This window comes from Celerinatantimonas diazotrophica (assembly GCF_004339545.1).
Classification (GTDB): Bacteria; Pseudomonadota; Gammaproteobacteria; order Enterobacterales; family Celerinatantimonadaceae; genus Celerinatantimonas; species Celerinatantimonas diazotrophica.
In genome coordinates this window covers 369,903-395,749 of the sequence record NZ_SMGD01000011.1, presented here as the reverse complement: position 1 = coordinate 395,749, position 25,847 = coordinate 369,903, and the positions used below count along the sequence as shown (strand labels likewise).

21 protein-coding genes and 4 tRNA genes are annotated in these 25,847 nt (G+C 44.6%); 16 read left to right on the top strand and 9 right to left on the bottom strand.

What is annotated here, in order from left to right; translation table 11 throughout:
* Positions 1-68 precede the first annotated feature (68 nt).
* On the bottom strand, positions 69-827 hold the full coding sequence (gene cysZ / locus EV690_RS04895) for a sulfate transporter CysZ (RefSeq protein ID WP_131912148.1): 759 nt from the start codon (positions 825-827) through the stop codon (positions 69-71).
* Between the two features lie 121 nt (positions 828-948).
* Here cysZ and smc point away from each other — a divergent pair, with 121 nt between their 5' ends.
* The 3 genes from smc to ligA all read left to right on the top strand — a co-directional run bounded on the left by smc (position 949) and on the right by ligA (position 7,361).
* The gene (gene smc, locus EV690_RS04890) at positions 949-4,356 is read left to right on the top strand and encodes a chromosome segregation protein SMC (RefSeq protein WP_131911798.1); all 3,408 of its coding nucleotides are present in this window, start codon (positions 949-951) and stop codon (positions 4,354-4,356) included.
* 15 nt (positions 4,357-4,371) lie between these two features.
* Positions 4,372-5,277, top strand: a complete 906-nt coding sequence (gene zipA / locus EV690_RS04885; protein ID WP_131911797.1) for a cell division protein ZipA — start codon at positions 4,372-4,374, stop codon at positions 5,275-5,277.
* Between the two features lie 71 nt (positions 5,278-5,348).
* Complete coding sequence (gene ligA / locus EV690_RS04880) at positions 5,349-7,361, top strand: NAD-dependent DNA ligase LigA (protein ID WP_131911796.1); 2,013 nt, start codon at positions 5,349-5,351, stop codon at positions 7,359-7,361.
* Positions 7,362-7,513: 152 nt separating this feature from the next.
* On the opposite strand, the gene EV690_RS04875 is transcribed toward ligA, so the two are convergent.
* The gene (locus tag EV690_RS04875) at positions 7,514-8,656 is read right to left on the bottom strand and encodes an MFS transporter (RefSeq protein ID WP_131911795.1); all 1,143 of its coding nucleotides are present in this window, start codon (positions 8,654-8,656) and stop codon (positions 7,514-7,516) included.
* Positions 8,657-9,050: 394 nt separating this feature from the next.
* Entirely contained in the window at positions 9,051-9,791 is a 741-nt protein-coding gene (locus tag EV690_RS04870) for an NADPH-dependent oxidoreductase (protein WP_131911794.1), read from the bottom strand.
* A 519-nt stretch (positions 9,792-10,310) separates the two neighbouring features.
* On the opposite strand from EV690_RS04870, the gene EV690_RS04865 reads away from it, so the two are divergent.
* From EV690_RS04865 to EV690_RS04855, 3 genes are read left to right on the top strand one after another with little or no spacing between them, the layout of a single operon-like run.
* Positions 10,311-10,838, top strand: coding sequence for a DUF2878 domain-containing protein (locus EV690_RS04865; RefSeq protein WP_165872659.1), 528 nt, complete (start codon positions 10,311-10,313; stop codon positions 10,836-10,838).
* Positions 10,829-11,329, top strand: coding sequence for a chalcone isomerase family protein (locus EV690_RS04860; protein ID WP_131911792.1), 501 nt, complete (start codon positions 10,829-10,831; stop codon positions 11,327-11,329). Before EV690_RS04865 ends, EV690_RS04860 begins: the two co-directional genes overlap by 10 nt.
* A gap of 1 nt (position 11,330) precedes the next feature.
* Positions 11,331-11,852, top strand: a complete 522-nt coding sequence (locus EV690_RS04855) for a DUF3833 family protein (RefSeq protein WP_131911791.1) — start codon at positions 11,331-11,333, stop codon at positions 11,850-11,852.
* Positions 11,853-11,876: 24 nt separating this feature from the next.
* On the opposite strand, the gene EV690_RS04850 is transcribed toward EV690_RS04855, so the two are convergent.
* The 4 genes from EV690_RS04850 to EV690_RS04835 form a co-directional block, all read right to left on the bottom strand.
* A tRNA-Val gene (locus EV690_RS04850) sits at positions 11,877-11,952 on the bottom strand.
* A gap of 4 nt (positions 11,953-11,956) precedes the next feature.
* Positions 11,957-12,032, bottom strand: a tRNA-Val gene (locus tag EV690_RS04845).
* Between the two features lie 5 nt (positions 12,033-12,037).
* Positions 12,038-12,113: transfer RNA gene (locus EV690_RS04840), tRNA-Val, on the bottom strand.
* A gap of 3 nt (positions 12,114-12,116) precedes the next feature.
* A tRNA-Val gene (locus EV690_RS04835) sits at positions 12,117-12,192 on the bottom strand.
* 306 nt (positions 12,193-12,498) lie between these two features.
* On the opposite strand from EV690_RS04835, the gene gltX reads away from it, so the two are divergent.
* Positions 12,499-13,980 (top strand): glutamate--tRNA ligase, encoded by a 1,482-nt coding sequence (gene gltX / locus EV690_RS04830; RefSeq protein WP_131911790.1) that lies wholly within the window; start codon positions 12,499-12,501, stop codon positions 13,978-13,980.
* A 112-nt stretch (positions 13,981-14,092) separates the two neighbouring features.
* Here gltX and EV690_RS04825 read toward each other — a convergent pair whose 3' ends face one another.
* A complete protein-coding gene (locus EV690_RS04825; protein WP_131911789.1) occupies positions 14,093-14,662 on the bottom strand; it encodes a VC2662 family protein in 570 nt (189 codons plus the stop codon).
* Between the two features lie 168 nt (positions 14,663-14,830).
* Between EV690_RS04825 and EV690_RS04820 the strand changes: the two genes are divergently transcribed.
* From EV690_RS04820 to EV690_RS04780, 9 genes are all read left to right on the top strand, one after another.
* On the top strand, positions 14,831-15,952 hold the full coding sequence (locus EV690_RS04820) for a bifunctional tRNA (adenosine(37)-C2)-methyltransferase TrmG/ribosomal RNA large subunit methyltransferase RlmN (protein WP_131911788.1): 1,122 nt from the start codon (positions 14,831-14,833) through the stop codon (positions 15,950-15,952).
* A 25-nt stretch (positions 15,953-15,977) separates the two neighbouring features.
* Positions 15,978-16,757 carry a type IV pilus biogenesis/stability protein PilW gene (gene pilW, locus EV690_RS04815; RefSeq protein ID WP_131911787.1) on the top strand — a complete coding sequence of 260 codons (780 nt, stop codon included), beginning with the start codon at positions 15,978-15,980 and terminating at the stop codon, positions 16,755-16,757.
* The gene (gene rodZ, locus EV690_RS04810; protein WP_131911786.1) at positions 16,747-17,823 is read left to right on the top strand and encodes a cytoskeleton protein RodZ; all 1,077 of its coding nucleotides are present in this window, start codon (positions 16,747-16,749) and stop codon (positions 17,821-17,823) included. The genes pilW and rodZ overlap by 11 nt, the downstream gene beginning before the upstream one ends.
* A 12-nt stretch (positions 17,824-17,835) precedes the next feature.
* The gene (gene ispG, locus EV690_RS04805) at positions 17,836-18,936 is read left to right on the top strand and encodes a flavodoxin-dependent (E)-4-hydroxy-3-methylbut-2-enyl-diphosphate synthase (RefSeq protein ID WP_131911785.1); all 1,101 of its coding nucleotides are present in this window, start codon (positions 17,836-17,838) and stop codon (positions 18,934-18,936) included.
* A 142-nt stretch (positions 18,937-19,078) separates the two neighbouring features.
* On the top strand, positions 19,079-20,356 hold the full coding sequence (hisS, locus tag EV690_RS04800; protein WP_131911784.1) for a histidine--tRNA ligase: 1,278 nt from the start codon (positions 19,079-19,081) through the stop codon (positions 20,354-20,356).
* Positions 20,357-20,434: 78 nt separating this feature from the next.
* Positions 20,435-21,046: a YfgM family protein gene (locus EV690_RS04795; RefSeq protein ID WP_131911783.1), complete on the top strand. Its 612-nt coding sequence runs from the start codon at positions 20,435-20,437 to the stop codon at positions 21,044-21,046.
* 4 nt (positions 21,047-21,050) lie between these two features.
* On the top strand, positions 21,051-22,229 hold the full coding sequence (gene bamB / locus EV690_RS04790) for an outer membrane protein assembly factor BamB (RefSeq protein ID WP_131911782.1): 1,179 nt from the start codon (positions 21,051-21,053) through the stop codon (positions 22,227-22,229).
* An 80-nt stretch (positions 22,230-22,309) separates the two neighbouring features.
* Positions 22,310-23,773: a ribosome biogenesis GTPase Der gene (gene der, locus EV690_RS04785; protein ID WP_131912146.1), complete on the top strand. Its 1,464-nt coding sequence runs from the start codon at positions 22,310-22,312 to the stop codon at positions 23,771-23,773.
* Complete coding sequence (locus EV690_RS04780) at positions 23,770-24,003, top strand: zinc ribbon domain-containing protein (protein ID WP_131911781.1); 234 nt, start codon at positions 23,770-23,772, stop codon at positions 24,001-24,003. The genes der and EV690_RS04780 overlap by 4 nt, the downstream gene beginning before the upstream one ends.
* Here EV690_RS04780 and EV690_RS04775 read toward each other — a convergent pair.
* On the bottom strand, positions 24,000-25,829 hold the full coding sequence (locus tag EV690_RS04775; protein WP_131911780.1) for a bifunctional helix-turn-helix transcriptional regulator/alpha/beta hydrolase: 1,830 nt from the start codon (positions 25,827-25,829) through the stop codon (positions 24,000-24,002). The genes EV690_RS04780 and EV690_RS04775 overlap by 4 nt on opposite strands.
* Positions 25,830-25,847 lie beyond the last annotated feature (18 nt).

Here is a 25,847-nt window from a genome sequence, read left to right as displayed (position 1 = left end):
GAAATTGAAGGAAGCTTTAGTTATAATCTTATGTAATTAAGAGATAACCATTTACTCCCAAATACTATTTACCGCTGTGTTTGATCGATTTTTTCGTAAACATCGAGGTTAAGTGAACGATAATGGTCGACCCACAATGCTGTGGCTCCGCAGATAGCGGCTGGCATTACCACCCAATTCACGAGCGGGATGCCTGTTGCAATAGTCACTAATGCACCAAACCCCCAATTCTGAGAGCGGTGCTGTGACAGCTGTTTACGCATCACTCGAAAACTTATTTTATGGTTATCAAACGGATAGTCGATATATTGAATCGCCATCATCCAAGCACTGAAAACAAACCATAAAACGGGAATGACACTTTGACCGATCCCCGGAATGAAAAAAGCCAAAGAAAGAATTAGCACTCGGGGCAGCCAATAGCATAATTTTTGCCATTCTCGGGCAAACACTCGTGGCAGATCGGTAACGAGTTCTTTAAGTTGTCCATCGGGTAGAGGCTGACCGGTAAGTAGTAGTTCGGTGCGCTCGCTCAATAGCCCGTTAAATGGAGCGGCAATCCAGTTGCCAATACTGGCAAATATAAAAGAGAACACTACAATAATGGTCAGTATGGCTAAAGGCCACAATAGCCATTGCAACCAGTGCAGTCCATTCGGTAACCACTGTTCGAACTCTGTTATCCATATCTGCAAGCGCGCATACAGCCAGTAGAAAGCCCCGGCAAATAAGAGGGTATTAACCAATAGTGGGATAATGACAAACAAGCGCAATCCAGGTTGGCTAATCAGTCGCCATCCGTAGAGGAAATAATGAGCACTGTTCATACCGGAACGGGATAAATCCTGCATAATAATACTTTCTGTTAAGTAAAATGAATTATCATATTACAAACCATCAATGGCTTTGGTAAAGTCCATTGCCAATAGCTTACTGTATTAGGAACCGATGCGCTTAAAATCAATTCGATTAGCTGGTTTTAAATCGTTTGTTGAACCAACCAAAATTCCGTTTCCCCAACAACTGACCGGTGTCGTTGGTCCGAATGGGTGTGGAAAATCGAATGTCATTGATGCTGTTCGTTGGGTCTTAGGTGAGAGCTCAGCCCGCAACCTGCGTGGTGATGCGATGACGGATGTGATTTTCAATGGCTCAACTCGGCGTGCTCCGGCGTCTAAAGCATCGGTTGAATTATCGTTTGATAATCAAAGTGGGCGGCTTGGTGGTGAATATGGTGCTTATACAGAGGTGGCTGTTCGCCGTGAAGTGACTCGGGATGGGCAAAATCTGTATTTTTTAAACGGTACTCGCTGTCGTAAAAAAGATATCACCGATCTGTTTTTAGGAACGGGCTTGGGGCCTCGCAGTTATGCGATTATCGAGCAAGGGATGATTAGCCGTTTAATCGAGTCTAAGCCTCAGGAATTACGCGTTTTTATCGATGAGGCCGCTGGCGTATCAAAGTATAAAGAGCGTCGTCGGGAAACCGAAAATCGGATCAGTCATACCCAAGAAAATCTACAGAGACTTGCCGATATTGAAGCGGAGTTGGCCCAGCAGGTTGATAAATTGCGAATTCAAGCGCAAGCCGCATTACGTTATCGGCAATTGCGTGATAAACAGCGAGATTATCGTCGTCGGCAGTCGTTGTGTCAGTTGCAGCAATTAGACCGATCCTTAGATGAAAAATCGCACTCTCAACAAGAGCAAACTCACCAGTTAGAGCTGCTTAATGCTAAATTAACTGAACTTGATGACCATGAATTGCTCCTAAATGAACAAAGTTATGAGCTAGAGCAACAATCAGATCAACTTAGAGCGAAACAGTCGGAGCGAGGCGCACAATTAGCTCGCTTAGAAGAGCAACTCATCCATCACCAACAAGGGCATCAAGCGCGTCAGGCACAAAAAGATGAGTACCTGAGTCAGATCCAAGTGTTAAGTGAAAAGCTAGTTACAGAACGTAACAAATTACCCGTTCAGCAAGCAAAAATGACGCAGCTAGAGACGGAGCTGGAAGTCGCACAGCAGCAATTAGAACAGTTAAGTGAGTATTTGCAAAGTGCCGATGAGTCTTATCAAAGTGCCAGTGAACAATTTCAGCAGGTTCAACGCCAAACGCAACAAAGCGCACAACAAATGACGCAACGTCAAGAACAGTTGCGAGGCAGTCAGCGATTACTAGAACAAACGCGCGCACGTCTGGCTGAACTGGATGAACAGCTTTGCCAAGAGCAAGATGAAGCACCCGATTTAACGGTACTTGAAGCACGCCAACTCAGTCTCGAAGAGGATTTTGAACAGGGTCAAGCGCAAGTTAAGCTGCTGGAACGCCAGCTCAATGATGCGTTAGAGACTCAGGAGCAGTGTGTTCAACGCGTTCATAAACTAGAACAGCAGCAATTTGAAAATCAGACCCGCCAGAAATCCTTAGAGCAGTTAGTCGATTCGATGGCCGAACATCATTACAGTGCTGTGCGGGCGTTGCGGGAACAGCTTACAATTGAACCGGGGTGGGAACGTGCAGTTGAAAAAGTCCTTGGGCCTTGGCTTTATGCTGAAACCGATCCGGCTCGATGCAATGATGCTTTACTCGCCATTTGGTCAACATCGGATTCGGCAACGGTTGATGCCAATACGCTGTTGAGTAAAGTGCAGGGGGCACCTGCCGTGTTATTGGATAAAATTCAATGTGCAACGAATCAATCAGCTGCGCTTAATCTGCGTGCCACGCTTAAACTAGGGGAGTCGGTGATCACTGCTGATGGTGATTGGTTCGGTGCAAATTGGCAAAATTTATTGAAAGATAAACCGGAGCAATCAGTGCTTATTCAGCAACGTCAATTGACGGAATTAGCTGAGGAATCGATTAAACTAGCGGATTGTCTTGAGGATGCTCAGCAGCATGTACAAACTGCGCGCCAAGCCGTCGAGCAGAGGCAGCGACAACTAGCGAGTCAAACAGAAAGTCTGCGTCAAACTCAAATGCAGCTTCATCAAACAGAACAACAGTTGTTGCTTGCTCAACAGCAACTGAAGCACCAGCAAAGTGTGAGGGAAAATTTAGCTGCCCAAAAGAGTAAAGCGACACAAGCCTGTGACGAAGCTTTATCGCAGTGTGAGATGCAATCTGAGCAATTAGAACAGCTTGTTGAGCTTAATGAAGAAAATCAACAGCGACTGCTCGAAGCCGAGGAACGCTTGCAGCAGACGCGGGGAGAAAAAGAGCAGTTGTCTGCGAAAAGTCAACAACTTGAGCGACAGGTTTATCAGTTACAACTAGAGTTACAGAAGTGTTTGAGTGAGCATCAACAATTAAGTGGCTGGCTACACGAGCGTGAACAACAGCTCGCGCAATGGCAACAGCAATTAAAAAAACTAGAAGAAGCAGCTAAGCAGCAACTAGATACCAGTACATTGACCGCTCAGGCTGAGCAATTGCGTCAACAGCAGCTTGAAGCGCAAAAAGAACATGAGCAATTAGAATATCAACGAGCAACATTACGTGAGCAGATCAGTGCGATGGCGGTTGCGCGTAAGACGCAAGAGCAACAAAAAAGTCAATTGCAAGAAGCTTATCAGAATCAGCAGTTGGCGCATCAGGAGTTGTTAACACGGCGACGGATTTTGCTAGAGCAGTTGGCTGAAGACGGTGTGGAGCTCAATCCACAAACTCTGGAACAAGTTGATATGAGTGTTGATTATGCTAGTGAGCTTGAGAAAATCGATCGACAGATTAAACGCCTTGGGGGGGTTAATCTGGCAGCCGAACAGGAATATGATGAGCAGCAAAAGCGATTAACTGAGCTGACTGCTCAAATCAACGATTTGCGACAGGCTCTTGAAATGTTAGAGAGTGCTATCGCAAAAATAGATCGACAAACGCGGTCAAAATTTCGTGAAACTTTTGATAAAGTAAATACGGATTTACAACACTTGTTTCCACAGGTATTCGGAGGCGGAACCGCGTGGCTGGAATTAACCGAAGATGACTTGCTAGCCACAGGGGTGACGATTATGGCTCGCCCGCCCGGGAAAAGGAATTCTACGATTAGTCTTCTTTCCGGTGGCGAAAAGGCATTAACAGCATTATCGTTAGTTTTTGCTATTTTTAGGCTTAACCCGGCACCATTTTGTATGCTTGATGAAGTAGATGCACCATTAGATGAAGTTAATGTAGGACGTTTTGCGGATTTAATCGCGAGAATGTCTGAAACTGTGCAGTTTATTTTTATCAGTCATAACCGAGTTACTATGGAAAAAGCGGATCAGTTAGCAGGAGTCACCATGCACGAGCCTGGTGTTTCTCGATTAGTTGCGGTTGATATAGCCCAGGCAGTCGCACTGGCACAATAAGAGCAGAGAAGATATATGCACCAATTGCGCATTGTTTTAATTATTATCGGTATTATCGCCATCGTCGGATTGTTAGCGCATGGTTTTATGAGCAATCGGCGTAATCGTCCTGAGAGGCTGGTGACTAAAAAAGTCAAACCGCGACGGAAAAAAACGCGTGTCACTGAGCAGAGCATTGATGATGAGCCGTTAGCTGACGATCAGGATGATGGTTTTGCACCGAACACTCAAGAATTTGATGATCTTGGCGTGGGGGAAGTTCGTGTCGTTAATCGGGATGAATCGCAGGATAATTCGCCGCAACGAGTTGAACCACAGGTGAGCTTTGATGAATCAAGTGATGAGCTTGCGGAACAGAATTTTTCTGAAGCAGAGCCAGAGATAGTCGTTTCTGAGCCTGTTCCACAAGATGAGGCTCAAGTTGAACCTCAACCCAAGCAAGCAGCGGATGAGCCTCAAGCTAAACCGCAGAGCAAACCTGCAGCGCCTGATGATGTCTATATCCTTAATGTCGTTGCGCCCAATGGTCAGATATTTGATGGCCAGAAATTGTTGGAGTGTTTAACCGGGCTGGGCCTTAAGTATGGTGAGATGAATATTTTTCACCGCCATCAACAGGCCAATGGGCAAGGGCCAGTGCTATTTAGTGTCGCTAATATTGTTAAGCCAGGAACATTTGATCCGGACCATATGGATGAATTTACCACGCATGGCGTATCATTATTTATGACCGTGCCGTGTCCTGGTGAACCCTCTCGCAACTTCAATGTGATGTATAACGCTGCGGAACGAATTGTCCGAGATATGGACGCTATTTTGCTGGACGGTCATCGTAATCCATTTACTGCCCAAACGCTGCAGCATTATCAACAGCGTATTCGTGAATATGAGCGCCAGCAATTATTGCATTCTAGCCAGTAAACACACCTGTTCACCCTTTAATTGTTCGACAAGCCTCTGCGATAGAGGCTTTTTATTTCGGAAAGAGAGTTATGCCAGCAATTGAGTCGCAACTAGAGCAACTACGTCAGCAGCTAAACGACTACGCCTATCAATACTATGTACTTGATGATCCAACCGTGCCTGATAGTGAATATGATCGATTATTTAAACAGCTTCAGGCATTAGAACATGAGCATCCAGACCTAATTACAGCTGATTCTCCAACCCAGAAAGTTGGGGGGAAAGCCCTTAGTGAATTTACCCAGGTCAGCCATGAAATTCCGATGCTATCGTTAGATAACGTCTTTGATGATGACTCACTTCAGGCGTTCATTTTAAGAGTCTGTGAACGATTAGGGCAGTATGATTTAGCGTTTTGTGCCGAGCCGAAATTGGATGGCTTAGCCGTCAGTATTCTCTATGAACAAGGGCTTCTGGTACAAGCGGCAACCCGCGGGGATGGCCAGACGGGTGAAGATATCACTGAAAACGTTAAAACGATTCGGAATGTGCCGCTTAAATTGCGTGGTGATTATCCAGCGCGTATTGAGATTCGCGGTGAAGTCGTCATGCCTCATAAGGGGTTTGAAAAGCTGAATGAGATGCGGCTGAAAAAGCAGCAAAAACCATTTGCCAATCCACGTAATGCGGCAGCTGGCAGTTTACGTCAATTGGACTCAAAAATTACTGCACAACGGCCATTGATCTTTTATGCATATGCCATTGGTGTGTGTGAAGGGGCTCTGCCTGAGACACACTTTGAGCGTTTAATGCAATTACGCCAGTGGGGAATGTCGGTCAGTCAAGAAGTCCGCTTAGTCGAAGGGGACCAAGGGTGCTTAGATTTTTACCACTCTATTGGCACACGGCGTGATTCACTCGATTATGATATCGATGGCGTCGTTTATAAGGTCAACTCTATTGCAGCCCAAGAGCAACTGGGATTTGTCGCCAGAGCGCCTCGCTGGGCAATTGCGCATAAGTTTCCAGCTCAGGAACAGTTAACGATTCTAAAAGGCGTAGAGTTTCAGGTTGGGCGAACCGGTGCGATTACACCTGTTGCTCGCCTGGAACCAGTTGCTGTGGGTGGGGTGATGGTGAGTAATGCAACATTACATAACGCCGATGAGATTGACCGCCTTGGTGTGAAAGTTGGCGATACTGTAACGGTGCGAAGGGCCGGTGATGTGATTCCACAGATCACTGGCGTCGTGATGGATCGTCGCCCAAATGATGCTCAAGCGGTGGTGTTTCCGACTCATTGCCCGGTGTGTGGTTCTGATATAGAACGGATTGAGGGTGAAGCTGTTGCGCGTTGTGCGGGAGGTTTAAGCTGCGCTGCGCAACGCAAAGAGGCTTTGAGCCACTATGTATCGCGTAAAGCGATGGATATTGACGGCTTAGGCGGGAAGCTGATTGATCAGCTGGTTGAAAATAATTTCATTCATACGCCGGCTGATCTTTACCACTTGCGTGAAAAGGCTGTGGAGTTACTTAACCTTGAGCGAATGGGAGAGCGCTCGCTAGAAAAACTGCTTGATGCAATTGACAAGTCTCGTCAGACGGTTTTTAACCGGTTTTTATACGCACTTGGGATTCGCGAAGTGGGAGAGTCTACGGCACTGAATCTGGCCCAGTATTTTGGTAATCTGGATGCACTCATGCAAGCGCAAGTTGAGCAATTGCAAAAGGTATCGGATGTCGGGGAAGTTGTGGCGAAGCACGTTTATTATTTCTTCCGTCAAGAGGAAAATCTTAAGGTCGTAAGTGCACTGCGCGAAGAGTTGACCTGGCCTGATATGGTGGTTAAAAACGAGCAACAGTTACCATTAGCTGGTCAGACGTTTGTGCTAACTGGGACATTAAACCAGTTTAACCGTTCTGATGCGAAGGCCCGTTTGCAGGCATTAGGTGCCAAAGTGGCCGGGAGTGTCTCGAAAAATACCGATGTGGTTGTGGCTGGGGAGGCGGCTGGTTCAAAACTTGCTAAAGCTGAACAGCTCGGGATTACTGTCTATGATGAAGATCAGCTGGTTGAGTTATTTGCTCTGCATGAAGCTTGATCTTTAAGTTAATTTTAATATGGCATACCGCTTAATTAGCGGTTATGCCATTTATTTTTGGGCGTTTAATTTAATCTGAAAAATTGAGATGTTTAATAAAATAGCTCTTTGTCGATGCTGATTTAATAATCAGGGCGCGGCTTCCCCTCTGTTCAAAGCTCGCTTTGATGGCGACTTACCCAGTAGCCGCTTAAGGCTAATAAAAGCATAATGACGATATACCCCAATTGAACGCTTAACCAACTTCCACTGGTCTGATGTGCCCAACCAGCTAGTGTTGGGCCAACACAGGCAATGAGATAGCCTACTGTTTGCGCCATCGCCGAAAGTTGAGCCGCTGCTTGGCTGTCGTGAGCGCAGACACTCATAAAGGTCAACGCAATAATAAATACCCCACCGGCTAAATAGCCAAGCATCACACACCATAATAATGCCCACTGTGGATAGAAAATTAACCCACCGATAGCAACGATCTGTAACAGTGCATGGCTAACCGCTAGAGTTTTCAGTGAATAACGTTTAAACATAATCGCCATGGTTAGTCCTACTAAGGCACTAACCAGCTGCATGATGCTATCGAGAAAACCTGCTTGTGAATGACTATAGCCACTAGCATTAAGCATTGCTGGAAGCCAATTGACCATGATGTAAAAGCTTAAAGAACTCATTGCCATGTACATGGTGACGGCCCAAGCTAAGGGAGAGCGCCACAGTTTAGGTAGGCTTTTTCGCGTGACATTAACGGGTTGTTTTGGCGTTGGCGAGGGCAACCATGCAAGCAGTGCGATAATGGCGATAATTGCTGGACTCAACAGTGCAATTTGCCAGTTTCCCCAGTGTTCCAGTGGCACTGCTAAGGCGGTGAATACTGACCCAGCGATACCCATCATCATGGCATAGAGCGCTGTGATTGTTCCTAATTGGTGATGGCTAAAATTTTCTTTGACCCAGCTAGGAAGTAAGACATTCGCAATAGCAATACCGATGGCGCAGACTAATGTGCCAATATATAAACTACTGAGTGAACCACTAATCCGGATAAGTAGGCCAAAAACAATGGCCAGCAGTGCCCAACTTAGCGCATTTTTTAAACCTATTCTTTGTGCCAGTTTGGCCGCAAATGGTGAAAATAGGGCAAAGATCAGTAAAGGAATCGATGCAACCAAGCCAATGGATGCACTTGAGACATGCAGAATGTTAGCTAAGTCGCTGTACAACGGACCTATCGCTGTAATGGGAGTTCTTAAATTAGCTGCTAGCAATAACAGCGTTAACAATGGGTAGGAAAAACGCATAAAAAAACCTTCTTAATCACTGCTTAGGTGCTCATGGTAATGTTCTTAGAACATACAGTTGTCTCGGAGCATTTGTTATTGAGCAAGCCAAGTTTGATGTGATGGCCTTCCTCTCTCATTTAGCGCTATGTGCTGCTTCCGTGTCTTGTGGATGTTTTAATTACGGGCCAGAAATTGATTCTGGATTGGTCAAAATGTGCTTAGAATCATCTTACTCACTGGCCTAATTTGAATCAGTATATGCTGCTTGAACTATCTAATTGTGTATAGGGGCTCAGTCTGAGCCCCTTATTGTAAATGATGCCTGGATACAAATCATACCTAAACAAACCAGTGCAATATGTCATAAGGCAATATCGCACAATTATATTTAGTGTTGAGTTAATAGTAAGAGTTAATACTGATTGGTAAAACCTTGTTTAATCAGTGTTGGTGCAACATCTGGATAGTAGATGCGGCTATAATACCCAGCCACTGAATGACTCCAATGTTCACCGTCGCTTCGACCAATATTTTCCCAATGTGCGTTCAATCTCTGATTATACTGGCGGATCTGTTCAATTAAGTTCTCACTATGATAGTGCTCTTCGTGTCGGAAGGTATCAATGGACAAGCGTGGTTTTTGTTGAGCGGGTTGATCAACGTAGCCAATTGACAATCCAGCAATAGCAAATGTATTTTCGGGCAGCTTTAACTCATCAATGACTTCTTGAGGATTTAAGCGAATTCCGCCAATAGGGACTCCTCCCAGCCCTTGTGAGTGAGCAGCCACTAACGCACTATTTAGCGCAATTCCAACGTCGGTTGAGCCCGAGACAATACTTTCAATACTTTGTTGTGCCTTTTGACTTCGATTTTCCATCTGGATGCCTAGTTTGGTTTTATGCATATCAAAGACAAACACTAAAAATATGGGAGCGGTTGCTATCCAAGGTTGACCTCCACACAATTGTGACAGGCGTTGCCGGCGTGCTTTATCTCGAACCACAATCACTGATACTTGTTGAGAGTTAATCGAAGTTGGCGCGTGGTAAGCAGCATTAATCACATTATCTAATATGTCATCGCTAACCGGCTTATCCAAAAAGCTGCGATCACTTTTATGGTTAAATAAAGTGGTGAGTACATCATTCATAAATCTCTTCCCCATCAGGCCAATGTATGTAAGCTTCTAATTAAAGTTGGAAGCTTAGGGATTGTTGACCTTTTGTGATTCGTTTTGCAGAAATCTGAGAGGGATTTAGGCAAGGCAAACGTTGTGCCGTGTAGTTATTGGCCACAAAGAACGTTTAACGCTGGATAAATTCCTCTCAGACACTGCCCTTGGGGTTCATTTAAACGCATCCTGAACTTTGTTGCCCCCTGCTTGCTTCACTCATTAAGCGACGCAGGGGGCGCCGCGTTCAAAATGCGTTTAATTTGAACAAAATTCAACCACCAAAGGTCAACAGTCCCTAGTAGTTTAAATGTATTTAGCTAATAAATCAGCTGACTAGCTCTGATGGCGAAGTTATCAAATGCTAATACATCAAATTCGAAAGAATAAATTTCAGCAAAATTGTCTCACTTTGCAGTGGAATTGCTATCTTGTGTAGATGGGCTATGGGGTTGTTGAGACCCATGGTGTATTGCAATGAACAGCAATGGTTTAATCATGAAGTTATGGATTAATGTGCTCGCCTATCAGCTTTGCTGGTGGTTGTTGGTCTGTTTGGGCGTTTCTGTGTTATCTGTCGTTGCAGTGCTGTTGAGCGTTGGGCTTTATCTTAGTACTGAATCAGGGCGCAGAGCAAAGTGGTGGATTATACTCATTGTGCCAGCAATCGGTATCGGTTGTGACAGTGCTTTAGCTTATTGGGGAATTTATGGCCAAGCTTGGCAAGAGCATGGTATTGCGCTTTGGTTATGCTTATTGTGGGTTGTATTTTCAACTCTACTGAATGTTTCGTTAAAGTGGTTTCAAGAGCATTTATTTTTCGCCGCGTTGTGTGGCGCCATTGGCGGGCCATCAAGTTATTGGGCCGGTGCCAAATTGGCTAATATGACGGAATTATCCTTAGATTCGTTGCAAGTCTTAGCGGTGGTTTGGTTAATATTAACCCCCACTTTTTTGTATTTATGTCGGAGTCTCTTTCGCTTGGAAGACACAGATAGTAACCACAGAGGTGAGCAATGCTCGTGACTTTATTATTGGTGTCGGCAATGGCTGTGAGCACAAATAGCTGCACCGCACCTGCTCAGCAAAACCCCCTCGGCGAATATACATTCAGTAAATGGTGGTTTGACATTTACCAGGCACGCTTATATCAGAGCAAAGGTGCTCAAGCCGCTGTTCAGGCTCAGCAAGGGACTCTCTTACAATTGACCTATTTACGTGATATCAGCCACCAGGATTTGGTGAAGCAGACCCAGGAGCAATGGCAAGCAATGCCACTGGATCCCTCTTTACCTGTCAAGCAATGGTTAAAACGTCTTAATGCTATCTGGCCGAATGTGCAAAAGGGAGATTGTATTGCATTTAAGGTCACTCAAGAGGGGGCAGGGAGTTTCTATCTGGGCACACGATATTTAGGGGAGATAACCGATCCGCGTTTTGCCAAAGCTTTTTTAGCAATTTGGCTGGGCAAGCATAGTCAATATCCTGAGCAGCGAGCCAATTTATTAGGGGAATAACATGCGAATCATATTAATAGTTATATGCAGTGTTCTGTTGGGGTCTTGCAGTACCAGCATTGGGGAATATAAAGGCAGTAAACCCGATTTTGCGTTCCGGGAATTTTTCTCCGGCCATCTCAAAGCGTGGGGAATGGTGACTGACTATTCCAACAAATTAACTCGCCGTTTTACCACAGACATCGTAGCCAGTTGGAATAAAAATACGCTGACTCTAGATGAAACATTTCACTATTTAGATGGCAAACAACAGAAACGAATTTGGCATATTAAGCTCAATGGCCATGAAATTTCGGGGCAGGCTGGCGATGTTGACGGCGTGGCAAAAGGCTCAATCGCCGGTTCAGTCGTTAATTGGCATTATTTGCTAAATGTCCCCATCGATAATAAGCAATGGACATTCAAAGTGGATGACTGGTTATACCGGATTGATCATGAAGTTGTGATTAATACCAGCACCTTGTACAAGTTTGGTTTGCCTGTTGGGCACATCACATTAATGATTAAAAAAGAGAAAGACTAGAAAAATAAGAAAGGGCAGAGAATTTGGTGGTCGTTGCTGGGCTTGAACCAGCGACCCTCGCCTTGTAAGGGCGATGCTCTCCCAACTGAGCTAAACGACCATAATGGTGGTTGCTACTGGGCTTGAACCAGTGACCCTCGCCTTGTAAGGGCGATGCTCTCCCAACTGAGCTAAGCAACCAATTGTGGTGGTCGTTGCTGGGCTTGAACCAGCGACCCTCGCCTTGTAAGGGCGATGCTCTCCCAACTGAGCTAAACGACCACTTGGTGGTTGCTACTGGGCTTGAACCAGTGACCCTCGCCTTGTAAGGGCGATGCTCTCCCAACTGAGCTAAGCAACCACTTGTGGAGGCGTATTATAGGGAGCCTCAGCGTACTGTCAACGCAAATTTTACGAAAATAAGTGTAGTTGCTGGTTTTCTCAGCAAAAATGTCGATTTAGCTGAGTGATTGCCTGTTATATTTGGAGCAAAGAGATGTTCTTTCTACCTAATACTACTCAGAGATGATGATACGCTCCGCTTCATGTGTACTTTTTCTGTTTAGCCTGCCCATCAAATTTACCGGCAAAGATAAACACGATCGCTCTGCTATGGTAAGATTGCTGCCATCTTATATTGTTGAAACTGACTGGAAAGAGAGATTTCATGACTGTTCGAACTCGAGTTGCCCCATCACCCACCGGTGATCCTCATGTGGGGACTGCTTATATTGCACTGTTCAACTATGCGTTTGCTAAATCGCAAGGTGGTGAGTTTATTTTGCGAATCGAAGATACCGACCGCACTCGCAGTACTCGAGAGTCAGAGGCGGCTATCTTAGAAAGTCTGAAATGGACCGGATTGTCTTGGGATGAAGGTCCTGATATTGGTGGTCCAGCAGGGCCTTATCGGCAAAGTGACCGTATTGATATTTACCAAAAATACGCTCAGCAATTGGTGGATGAAGGCAAAGCGTTTTACTGTTTCGCAACGGCTGATGAACTCGCTCAGATGCGTGCTGAACAAACGGCTGCTGGCGTGCAACCGCATTACGATGGTCGTGGTTTGAAATTAAGTGAAGCACAAATTAAAGCGCATCTGGATGCGGGCGACCCATATGTGATCCGGATGAAAATTCCAGAATCAGGTAGCTTTAAATTCAATGACTATCTGCGCGGTGAAGTTGAAATTCCTTGGGAACAAGTGGATATGCAGGTGTTGCTGAAAACAGACGGCTATCCAACTTATTTTCTAGCAAATGTCGTCGATGATCATTTAATGGGGATCACTCATATTTTCCGTGGTGAAGAGTGGCTCAATTCAGCACCCAAATTGATTAAACTCTATGAAGATTTTGGTTGGCAAGCGCCTCAGTTAGGTCATATGCCACTGTTGCGTAACCCTGATAAATCCAAATTGAGTAAACGTAAAAACCCAACGAGTATTTTGTATTACCAAAAAATGGGCTTTTTACCTCAGGCACTCTTGAATTATCTCGGGCGGATGGGGTGGTCGATGCCCGATGGCCGAGAAAAATTCTCGCTTGAAGAAATGGTTGAGAGTTTCGATATGAAACGGGTTTCCCTAGGGGGACCGGTATTTGATGTTGATAAACTTAAATGGCTGAACGGTTTGTGGATCCGTGAAGAACTAAACGATGAACAGCTGGCCGATGAATTGCACAAATGGGCATATAATCGAGAAACCCTGATGAAAATTATTCCTCAGGTGAAAACCCGCATGGAAGTCTTTAGTGATTTAGCGCCGATCGCTGCTCATTTTGTCAGTGGTATTCCAGAATATGATCCAGCGCTGTTACTTCATAAACTAAGTGAAGAGCAGTTCCGCGAAGGAATGCAGTTCTTTATCTGGGAGTTAGAAGCACTGCGTGAATGGAATAAAGATAATATCTTCGTGATTGCGAAAGCCATTGCTGATTATCTGGAAGTTAAAGTTAAAGATTTCTTAGAGCCTGTGTTTGTGGCCATTACTGGCAAAACGAGCTCAACTTCTGTGGTTGATGCAATGGAGATCCTTGGCCCCGATATGTCTCGAGCTCGATTGCGTGTCGCGCTACAGACTGTTGGTGTGAGCAAAAAGGTTGCTAAGAAGCTTGATAAAGCCTTTAAAGCCTACAAAGCAGCGTAGTCAGCCCCAATAGGTGAATTTAATGGGAGCCATTTATTGGCTCCCATTTTTGTATCTGCGCTATTTGACTAAGACTAACGCATGGAGTTTAACAGCGCGTGATGGGGATTTTTTAAAAATTCTTATTAAAATTGATAATCGGCAGGACGGGAAGTGCGCCATTGGCGGCATAGTTCACGAGACCTATTTGTAACCCCTGTAAGTTTTGAGTGGCATTCACAAGGCCCAGTTGAAAATAAGTTTTAGCCGAGTAGTTAACGAGCCCTAAATCAACAGTCGATTGTTGGGTACTGATATTAACAACTCCAAAATTAGCCCCTTTTAAGGAGTGAGTGACGTTTAATAGGCCAATGTTAGCCCCCTGGTCATCGCCTTCATGCCAGTTGACTAAGTTAAATGCGACTCCTCGAAAATGTTGGCGAATATGTCCGATCCCTAGAAACGGCGAGAACTGAACGCCATAAAAATTGTCTATTTCTGAGAGAGATAATAAAGGGACATCGATTCCACTGACATTGTGGGTATTCCCATACAAGATGGATAATCTGGCGCCTTTAACCGTGTTGGCTTGGGGGAGTTGTTTCCCTGCGAAGTTAAATTGCGCATGTGTTGCCCCAATTGCCGAAAAACTAACCAAATAGCTCAACAATAGGGTAAAGCAAGCAATGGCTGACTTTTGCAAGATAGCGTTTCCTTAAGTGGCTCTGAATTTGTTAAAATAAGTTATCAAGTCACGATCACGGTAACTACTCGGGAAAGTCGATATTGCATTGGTTTTTTCCGGTACTGGTCAAGTCGCGCTAAAATTTGTACAATCCGGCGCTTTTTATTTTAAAGGATCGCAACGTTCATGAGTGAGCAAAAAACGAATCTGCTGAACCTCAATCGCCAAGCAATGCGGGATTTTTTCGCCGATATGGGGGAAAAACCGTTTCGAGCTGATCAAGTGATGAAATGGATATACCATTTTGGCGTTAGCGATTTCGAACAGATGACGAATGTCAATAAGCTTTTGCGAGCGAAGTTAACTGAGTGTGCTGAAATTAGGGCTCCTGAAATTTCTAAAGAACAGCGCTCATCCGATGGGACGATCAAGTGGGCGATGTTAGTTCATGGTCAAGAGATCGAAACGGTTTATATTCCAGATCATGATCGGGCGACACTTTGTGTTTCATCTCAGGTTGGGTGTGCATTGGATTGTAAATTCTGCTCGACCGCGCAGCAGGGTTTTAACCGTAATTTAAGTGTCAGTGATATTATTGGTCAGGTTTGGCGAGCAGCTGAGGTCATCGGTTTTAGCAAACAAACTGGTAAGCGGCCGATTACCAATGTTGTGATGATGGGAATGGGCGAACCACTACTTAATTTAAATAATGTCGTACCTGCCATGGAATTGATGATGGACGATCTGGCGTTTGGCCTCAGTAAACGACGCGTGACCATCAGTACTTCTGGCGTAGTGCCGGCGCTTGATATGCTCGGCGATCGAATTGATGTGGCTTTGGCCATTTCACTGCATGCACCAAATGACAAATTGCGTAGTGAAATTATGCCAATTAACGACAAATATAATATTAGCGAGTTTCTTAGTGCCGTGAAGCGCTACATTAGCAAATCAAACGCGAATCAGGGCAAAGTCACAGTTGAGTATATATTGCTAAATAAAGTGAATGATGAAATGGATCATGCTCATGAATTAGCCGCATTACTTAAAGATACGCCTTGTAAGATTAACCTGATCCCATTTAATCCATATCCTGAATCTCCGTATGATAAACCTTCGAATAGCCGAATTGATCGGTTTAGTAAGGTGTTGACATCCTATGGCATTACCGTCGTTGTGCGCAGAACGCGCGGTGATGATATCGATGCCGCATGTGGCCAGCTGGCGGGGGATGTTATCGATAGAACGAAACGAACTTTAAAACGTCGTGAGCAAGGCAAACCGATTGCCGTTTCTATTCAGCAATAGTATTTATCTGAAGGGACTTGTATTTATGCGTAAAAAGCTGGTATTAATGGTCTTCCTTCCTTGGCTATTAAGTGGCTGTGTGACTCAGACACTGGTTGATGGTGTGCCGATTGATCAAAATCAGAACCAGCATAAAAGCAAACAGCAGGCTGCTCGTTCACGTCTGGCTTTGGCGATTAATTATTTGCATGCGGGCAATAGCGATTTGGCTAAGCATAATATTACGCTTGCCCAACAAGATGATCCGAATTTGATTGATGTGGATCTAACCTGGGGGTATTTTTACTCACAGGTTGGTCAGGTTAGTAAAGCTATCACAGCTTATCAGAAGGCGCTAAAAAAAGATCCTAACAATGGGGATGCTCTGAATAATTTAGGCGTGATTCGTTGTCATCAGGGCCAGTATCAGCAGGCCCAAAAACTATTCGAAAAAGCGCTTGATAGCTCCGGTTATACAGCAATTGATAGTACGAATGAAAATGCCGGCTTGTGTGCCTATCGTGCAGGCGAGTATGATAAGGCAAAATCTTATTTTATAGCGGCACTTGCCTATAATGCCGAACGACCGCAATCGTTGTTGGGTTTAGCGAATGTGTTGATTAAACAGCATCAGTATGCAGATGCTCGATCATACTTAAAACGTTATAGCAAGATTGCATCGGCTTCACCGCAGAGTCTGTTAGCGTGGATTAAAGTTTCACGCGGTGAGGGTAACTTAACGCAGCAGGTCCTTTGGGGAAAAGAGTTAATTACACAGTTTCCTGATGCACCTCAAACTAAAAAATACTTAGCCAATGACTACTGAACCAACAAATAGCCATGATGAAGGTTTTTCTTCGCAAGAAGAATCCAATCAGCCTTCTGCTGGACAAAAATTACAGGCAGCTCGAGAAGCTGCAGGCCTGTCGATTCAAGAAGTCGCAACGCGCTTAAATTTGCGCAGGCAAGTTATTGTAGATATTGAAAGCGACAATGCACAGGCAAGTTTATCGCTCACTTATCGCAAAGGATATATTCGCAGTTACGCCAAGTTGCTCAATGTTCCCGAAAATGAAGTGCTAGATACGACTTATCATCATCAAGATGCAGTGAAGCCCATCAAACTTGATAATCTTGCGCAACCTCTTCTTGAAGAGCGGCGCCGTGATGGCAAATTAAAATGGCTCACTATTTTAATTATTCTCGTGGTGCTGGCTTCATTAGGAGCTTGGTGGTGGCAAAATCATTCACTTAAAGATATCTGGCCATCTTCATTGAGTAAGTCAGGTTCATTAAATATCAGTAGCATTTTGCCAGACGATGATAGCAGTCAGTCATCGAATACCAATGGTACAAACAGTGCTGATACACAGCAAGCCAAAAATGAGCAGTTGCCAACGGCTGCGATGCCGAGTCCACCTGCTAATGCCGCAGCCAAAGCGGAAAAAGTTGCTGCAGAGCTTGATAAACCCGGCAGTGATGAAACGCCAACCACTGATCGTGATCCTTCTGCTGAAACAGCATTAACCAGTTCCGTGATTACTTCGAGCAATTCTCAGACATCTGAATCTGAAAGTGCCGCTGGTGATAGCAATGCTGAGCAGGTTGCCGCTAATAAGCCTAATGCTGTTCAGGGCTTAGCTACGCCTGCGCATCAATTGGAATTAAAGTTTAGTAAGGCTTGTTGGATCCAAGTGAAAGATGCCGCAGGTAATCGCTTAGCGGTTGGAGTGAAACAGCCTGGTCAGGTGTTGCAATTAAATGGGCAACCGCCTTATAAACTTATTTTGGGCGTTCCAGATGGTGTTTCAATTAAGTATGGTGGAAAAGAGTTAGCATTTAATAACAACAGTGCCAATGGTAAAGCTGCCCATATAAGTGTTCCAAATTAATTAGAGGTTGATATGAGTGGTGCTAAGCCGATTAAACGGCGTGTATCTAAGCAGATCCACGTTGGATCTGTTGCTGTAGGTGGTGACGCGCCGATTGCGGTGCAGTCTATGACAAATACTCGTACGACTGATGTCGATGCGACCGTTGCACAAATCCACCGCATTGAACAAGCGGGAGCAGATATTGTTCGGGTTTCAGTCCCAACAATGGATGCTGCCGAAGCATTTAAATTGATTCGACAGCGCGTCAACATTCCCTTAGTAGCAGACATCCATTTTGATTATCGTATTGCGCTTAAAGTTGCCGATTATGGCGTAGATTGTTTGCGTATTAATCCGGGGAATATCGGTCATGAAGGTCGGATTCGTAGCGTGGTTGATTCGGCTCGCGACCATAATATACCGATTCGTATCGGTGTGAATGGCGGTTCATTGGAAAAGGATATCCAGGAAAAATATGGTGAACCTACCGCAGAGGCGTTGGTTGAATCGGCGATGCGCCATGTGGATATTCTCGATCGATTGAATTTCGATCAATATAAAGTGAGTGTTAAAGCTTCAGACGTATTTTTGGCAGTTGGGGCTTATCGTTTACTGGCTAATCAGATTGAACAACCGTTACATTTAGGGATTACCGAAGCTGGTGGACAACGCTCCGGTTCAGTTAAATCAGCCATTGGTTTGGGAATTTTACTCAGTGAAGGTATCGGTGACACATTACGAGTTTCACTGGCGGCTGATCCGGTGGAAGAAGTCAAAGTTGGGTTTGATATCTTAAAATCGCTGCGTATCCGCAGTCGTGGTATTAATTTTATTGCCTGCCCGAGCTGTGCCCGCCAGGAGTTTGATGTGATTGGAACCGTCAATCAGCTTGAACAACGCCTAGAAGATATTGCAACGCCAATGGATGTCTCGATTATCGGGTGTGTTGTCAATGGACCGGGAGAAGCGTTGGTTTCGGATATGGGAATTGCTGGTAGCGCCCGTAAAAGTGCTTTTTATATTGGTGGAACTCGGCAAAAAGAACGCTTTGATAATGATAAACTAGTCGATGAATTAGAAGCTAAGATCCGTGCTCGAGTCGCAATGCTTGATGTCAAAAATATTGATTAATTTTTATTGGGTTAGATATTTCGTTTAGGGAAGTCATTGTGTGAGCACAGACAAGCCTGCCCATAATAATTTACCTGATGAGAGTAAGCCCTTATAATCCAAGCATTAAGAAGATTAAAATTTAACAAAAATAGAGAATAACGTGGCCAAACAGATTCAGAAGATCCGAGGGATGAACGACTTTCTGCCTGAAGAAACGACTAAATGGCAGCAGGTTGAAAACTTAATTCGTAAAGTCGTCGCCGCATACGGATATAGCGAAATTCGTACTCCTATCATTGAAAGTACAGCTTTGTTTAAACGCTCTATTGGTGAAGTGACCGATATTGTTGAAAAAGAGATGTATACCTTTGATGATCGCGATGGAGACAGCTTAACTCTGCGTCCTGAAGGGACTGCATCATGCGTCAGAGCCGGGAATCAGCATGGGCTTATTTATAATCAGGAACAGCGACTGTGGTACATGGGGCCGATGTTTCGTTATGAACGTCCACAAAAAGGTCGGTATCGGCAGTTTCACCAATTTGGTTGTGAAGTCTTTGGCTTGAATGGGCCGGATATCGATGCTGAAGTCATTATCTTAACCGCCCGGTTATGGAAAGCCTTTGGGATTGCTGACAAAGTTAAACTTGAGCTTAACTCGTTAGGCTCTAATGAAGCACGGGCTCTTTATCGCGAAAAGTTAGTCGAGCATCTCAAAGCTCACGAAGATCAGCTTGATGAGGACTCAAAACGTCGTCTAGAGAGCAATCCGTTGCGCGTGCTTGATAGTAAAGATGCGAATGTGCAGGCAGCTCTTGAAAATGCACCGAAGTTAATCGATTACTTAGACGATGAAAGTCGCAACCACTTAGATGGGTTGTGTCAGCTCTTAGACGGTGCTGGAATCAAATATGAAATTAACCATAAACTGGTTCGTGGTTTAGATTATTATAACCGCACTGTGTTTGAATGGGTCACCAAAGATCTTGGCTCCCAAGGAACTGTTTGTGCTGGCGGACGCTATGATGGCTTGGTCGAACAACTAGGAGGGCGGCCTACTCCTGCGGTTGGTTTTGCCATGGGAATGGAGCGCATGGTTCTGTTGCTCGATGCATTAGGGCGTTTGCATCAAAGTGATGCAGTTGCTGATATCTACGTGCTTGGCAGTGGTAAACAGGCAGCGGTTGTCACGAATCAATTGGCTGAACAGGTTCGCGATCAGTTGCCACGTTTGCGAGTGATGAATCACCGTGGTGGCGGTAATTTCAAAAAACAATTTAAACGTGCTGATAAGTCTGGAGCACAGGTTGCATTGATTGTTGGTGAAGACGAAATCAACAATGAGCAGGTGACAATTAAGTACCTGCGTACCGGAACCGACCAAGTTACCATCAGTCAAGAGCAGTTAATTGATTACCTGAGCGAATATTTTGTTTAATATGACCGCTTGCTAAAACGCTTAAGCACGTAGCGAGTGTTTGTTAAAAACAAACTGATTTCTATTTGAGGGGGATGTGTGGAGATATATTCCACTGAAGAACAACAAGAGCAGGCGATTATTGGTTTCCTGCAGCGTTATTGGATTGCCTTAGTTGCTGTCATCATAATTGTTATTGCTGCCTCGGTGGGGTGGTTTTTATATCAAGATCATCAAAATAATACAGCGCTCCAAGCATCAACTGCATTTGAAGCAATCATGAAGTCTAGCTCAGATGACAAAGTTGTACAGTTGCAGTCATTTATTGATAAATATCCTAATGCGAAAAGTTATCCATACATGGCGCGGATGGTTTTGGCAAAATTGTTTGTGAATAACAATAAATATCAGCAGGCTGCAGATGCGTTGAGTGTGGTTGCGCAAAAAGCTGATGAGCCACTTCGTTCTTTGGCTATGTTGCGGCTAGCTCGGGTGCAGTTGGCTCTCAAAAAAGACCAAGCTGCATTGGCAACGCTGAATGGGATCACCGGAAAACCCTATAAAGGTTCAGTTGAAGCTTTGAAAGGGGATGTGTATGTTGCCAAGGGGAATATTGGAGAAGCACGCGATGCATACCAACAGGCAATTGCTGACGGTGATGGAAGCGATCCAAGCCTCCAGTTAAAACTCGATAATTTAGCCGGAGAATAGATTTATGGTCAAAGTCTTCCGACTATTATTTGCCAGTGGACTGCTCATGTTAGTTGTGGCTTGTAGTAGCGACAAACCCGTGCATAAGCCGGCTCCTACTCCTGAAGTTGTGAACAAATTTGAGCCACAACAAGTTTGGTCTGCCAGTATTGGTGATGGTGTTGGTAACTACTATTCGCAGCTGCAACCAACCGTCGCGAATAGTACTGTTTACGCGGCTTCTCGTGGCGGAGAGGTGAAGGCCTTCAGTCTGAAAGGTAAACAGCTTTGGGATACCGATGTCACCGAACTTAAAGGTCATAAGCAGTATACTGTTGATGGCTCAGCACGTTTATCGGGTGGAATTTTAGCCGCATTCGATATGGTGTTTGTTGGGAGTGAGAACGCTCAGCTATTTGCTTTGGATGCCAAAACGGGCAAACTCAAGTGGCGAACTGCAATGCCGGGTGAAGTGGTAGCTTCGCCATCGGTAGGCGAAGGAATTTTAGCAGTCGTTACCAATAATGGACACCTTGTTGCTGTCGATCCGCAAAGTGGAAATATTCTTTGGAATATTACACTGGATCTACCTTCGTTAACGTTACGGGGTAAAGCGGTGCCTGTGATTAGTAACGGCGTGGTGATTTTAGGCCGCAGTAATGGTTCCGTGTCGGTCTTTTCGGTGAAAAATGGCCAACAAGTATTTTCAACCCGAATTGGTCAATCCAATGGCAGTACGCAATTAGAACAGCTTGCTGATGTCGATAGTCAGCCGCTATTGTTGGATAATGAGTTATTTGCGATTTCTTATAACGGCTCATTAGTTGCGCTGAACTTGCAAAATGGTCGTACAAGCTGGAAGCGTAGCTATGCCGCGTATCGGGACATGGCTATTGCAGGTAGTGAATTGTTAATCAGTGATCGCAGTAGCCATCTTGTTGATTTGGATCGCTTTAGTGGTAGTGAAAACTGGCAGCAGACGCAACTTTCTTATCGTAATATTACCGCGCCAGCTGTGGTAGGAAATTATGTCTTAGTCGGTGATTCTGAAGGTTATTTGTACTGGATTAGCCGTGATACTGGCAAATTTGTTGCAAAAGTCGATATCGGTGGGGATGGACTCTATGTTGCCCCGGTGGTGACTGATAAATTGATAATTATTCAGACTCGTGATGGTAAACTGATCGCTTATAAACGCGCGTAATCGCATTTGATCCGTTACAATAAAGCTCATGGTCATTTGACTGTGGGCTTTTTGCTTATTTTTAGGAAACAGATTTCATGGTGCTTCCTGTAGTAGCCCTGGTAGGGCGCCCGAATGTGGGCAAATCAACATTATTTAACCGTTTAACCCGCACGCGTGATGCGTTGGTAGCAGATTATCCTGGGCTGACTCGTGATCGCAAGTATGGTCAAGCACAACTGAATGGGCAACACTATATTGTCATTGATACTGGTGGGATAGAAGGCCAAGAGCAAGGAATCGACAAAGTGATGGCCGAACAGTCATTGGCAGCGATAGAAGAAGCCGATGTGGTGATGTTCATGGTCGATGCTCGGGTTGGTGTGAGTGTGGGCGATCAAGTGATCGCAGATCACTTGCGACGTCTTGAAAAACCAGTTTTTTTAGTTGCAAATAAAACCGATGGTGTTGATTCGGTGGTGGCATCGAGCGATTTTTATAGTCTCGGATTGGGTGAGGTCTATGCGATTGCGGCGGCTCATGGTCGTGGCGTGAATCAACTATTAGAAAAAGCACTCAAACCGTTGTTTAACAGTTTGCCAGATGAAGAAGACGAAGCCGGGTTGCCAACAGAGCTGTCTGAAGAAGAAGCCCTTGCAGACCGGCAAGCCGAAGATCTAGCGAACTTGCCTATTAAACTGGCAATTATTGGTCGACCCAATGTAGGCAAATCGACGTTAATTAACCGTATCTTGGGTGAGCAACGCGTGGTTGTTTATGATATGCCCGGAACCACTCGCGATAGTGTTTATATCCCTATGCAGCGGGATGCGCGTGAGTATGTGTTAATTGATACAGCCGGGGTGCGTCGGCGTGGTAAAATTATTGATAAGGTTGAGAAGTTTTCCGTTATCCAGACGCTTAAAGCAATTGAAGATGCCAATGTCTGTCTGTTAGTCATTGATGCCCGTATGGGGATTTCTGATCAGGATTTAAGTTTGCTTGGATTTATTCTCAATGCTGGCCGGGCTTTGGTTCTGGCTGTGAATAAATGGGATGGTTTGGATACAGATGTTAAAAATGAAATTAAGCGTGAACTGGATCGTCGTTTAGGCTTTATTGACTTTGCCAATGTCCATTTTATTTCAGCTTTGCATGGGACTGGTGTTGGACATTTATATGAGTCTGTTGAGGGCGCGTATAGCAGTGCGACAAAACGTATCTCAACGGCGTTATTAACCCGGATTTTGGAGATGGCTCGTGAAGATCACCAGCCACCGTTGGTTCGCGGACGCCGAGTTAAACTTCGTTACGCTCATGCGGGGGGATACAACCCGCCACGAATTGTGATTCATGGTAATCAGGTCAATTCATTACCCGATTCTTATAAACGTTATTTAATGAACTATTATCGCAAAGCGTTGGAGATGACGGGGACTCCCATTCGAATTGAGTTTAGAGAAGGTGAAAACCCATACGCCGATAAGCCTCGGAAGTTGACATTGAGCCAGCAACGAGCCCGTAAACGAATTGATAAACAGCGCCAGAGTAAGAACAAGCAATGACACTTTTATGTCCAAACTGCCAGCGAGAACTTGAGCCATCGGCAACTGATAACCATGGAGGTTATTGTTCCCACTGCCACAGCAATTTTCACAGCGTTGCCTATTGCCCCCAGTGTGAGCAGCCTCTTGAGGTGCTTCAAGCCTGTGGGGCAGTTGATTATTTCTGTAATCATTGTAATGAGCTTAAATCTAAACGACAGGTGATCTATCGTTTAGAAGAAACTCATTAGTCTTCCAGCGTATTACTCTTTTTGATGCGATCTTTAAGATCTCGGATGATGTCTGGCCAGTATTGATAGATCAGTATATGGCCAGCATTTTCAATGATATTAATCTCGCTCTTTGGAATTTCACTGCGGATCTTCTCCGCTGTTGTTAATGACACATAAGAACTCTTCCGGCCATGCCACAACAACGTTGGCGTTTTAATTTTGGAATAATTAATTTGTTTTTCCTGAGTATAACGCCTGATTTCATCGACAAATGCATTGACGCCCTGACGTCCTACTTCGGCGCAGCTGAGCTGCACTAAGCGTTGAACGTGTGATTCGTTCAACAATATACGATCATATTCATTAATCTTAGAAGCTAAAAGATCAATATAATAACTCGGTGTTTTATGTAATCCGCGTTCAATGAGTACCAAAAATAGTCGATAAAGCTGCGGATAATGTTTAGCTAACTGAACCTGCATCATGAATAGCGGGGTGGCTTTGTGATAATCATCCGGAGTGGCTAATGGCGAACCTGCGGAGATAAGGATCATTTGTTTGATTCGTTCCGGCTTTTGCAACGCCAATTCACAGGCATAATTTCCGCCAACGGCGTAACCGATTAAGGAGAATCGCTCTATTTTGAGTTGATCCATTAATTCGATAGCATCTTCATGCCATTGTCTATAGCTCAGATTGGGATTCGGATCTGAATAGCCATAGCCTGGGCGATCTGGAATAATCAGTCGCACGCCAACTCGTTTGGCCCAGTCGTTACGTAAATCAAAGCATTCCATCCGAGAACCGATAATCGAGTGACATAATAGAACCGGTTCTCCATTTGCCTGACCGCGTTCGCGATAACACAGATTACGGCCATCACTTAAGGTGATGCTTTGGTCTAATGGGCTTAGTTGTTCTTCAGTGTCATCATTATTATGACACTGGAATAACATACTCGCTGGACCTGTTAAAATTCGATTTACCAACTCGCTTTGCTTATTGACCCCTACTTTTTGATAGATTGATTTAAGCTGGGTGCGCACAGTGTTATAGCTAACATGTAGCGTTTTAGCGATATTAGGGGGGGATATACCGCGAACAATATGCTCAACAATTCGGAGTTCTTTTGGCGTTAATTGGTAAATATCAGCCAGAGCCGATAATTCGAGTGAATTCTCATAATTACTGCTTGATAAAAAGACTGCTACTTTCGCTTGTTTCTCATAAATAGACAAGGCGTGCATATTTAATGGAGTGATTACTAGCATGGGACATAGCTGTGATTCGTGGGTTTTTATTAACATCCCGCGACTTTGTATATCAAATGCCCGAGTTTTAGAAAGCTCTTTGATCAAAGCCATCATTTCTTGGTTTTGGTGCGGGTCTTTCAAAGTTAGTTTGTTGTTTGAGTTGCCAAGATAATGCGACTTAATCAGCATCTCATTCCCTAATGAATTGCAACTTTGGATTGTGCCGTCTTCGCTCACTAAGATTAATCCCACAGGAATTCGATTCAGTAACGAATGCAGTAACTGGTGATTTTCTTCAGCCGCGTAAAGTTTTTTAGTAATTTTAATAGCAAGGGAAAGGTGGCGAAATACGCGCTTGAATTTTGGATTATCCTGCAGAGGATTACTGGGGGCATGCCCATCCAGTGCATCAAAAAGTGGGTAACCACTAATCTGAGTGGGTTCGGCAAATGGACTGTATTGAGTGAGAAGGTAAAGCTGTTTGAGAAGTTCGGGCCATAACTCTGGTTCGCTAGCAGCTTGGTATATTAGTTCGATCAACCTTTCATCATTTTCAGCTGCATCTGCAACTTTATTTTCGGAGATCATCATGATCTATCCTTATCTAAA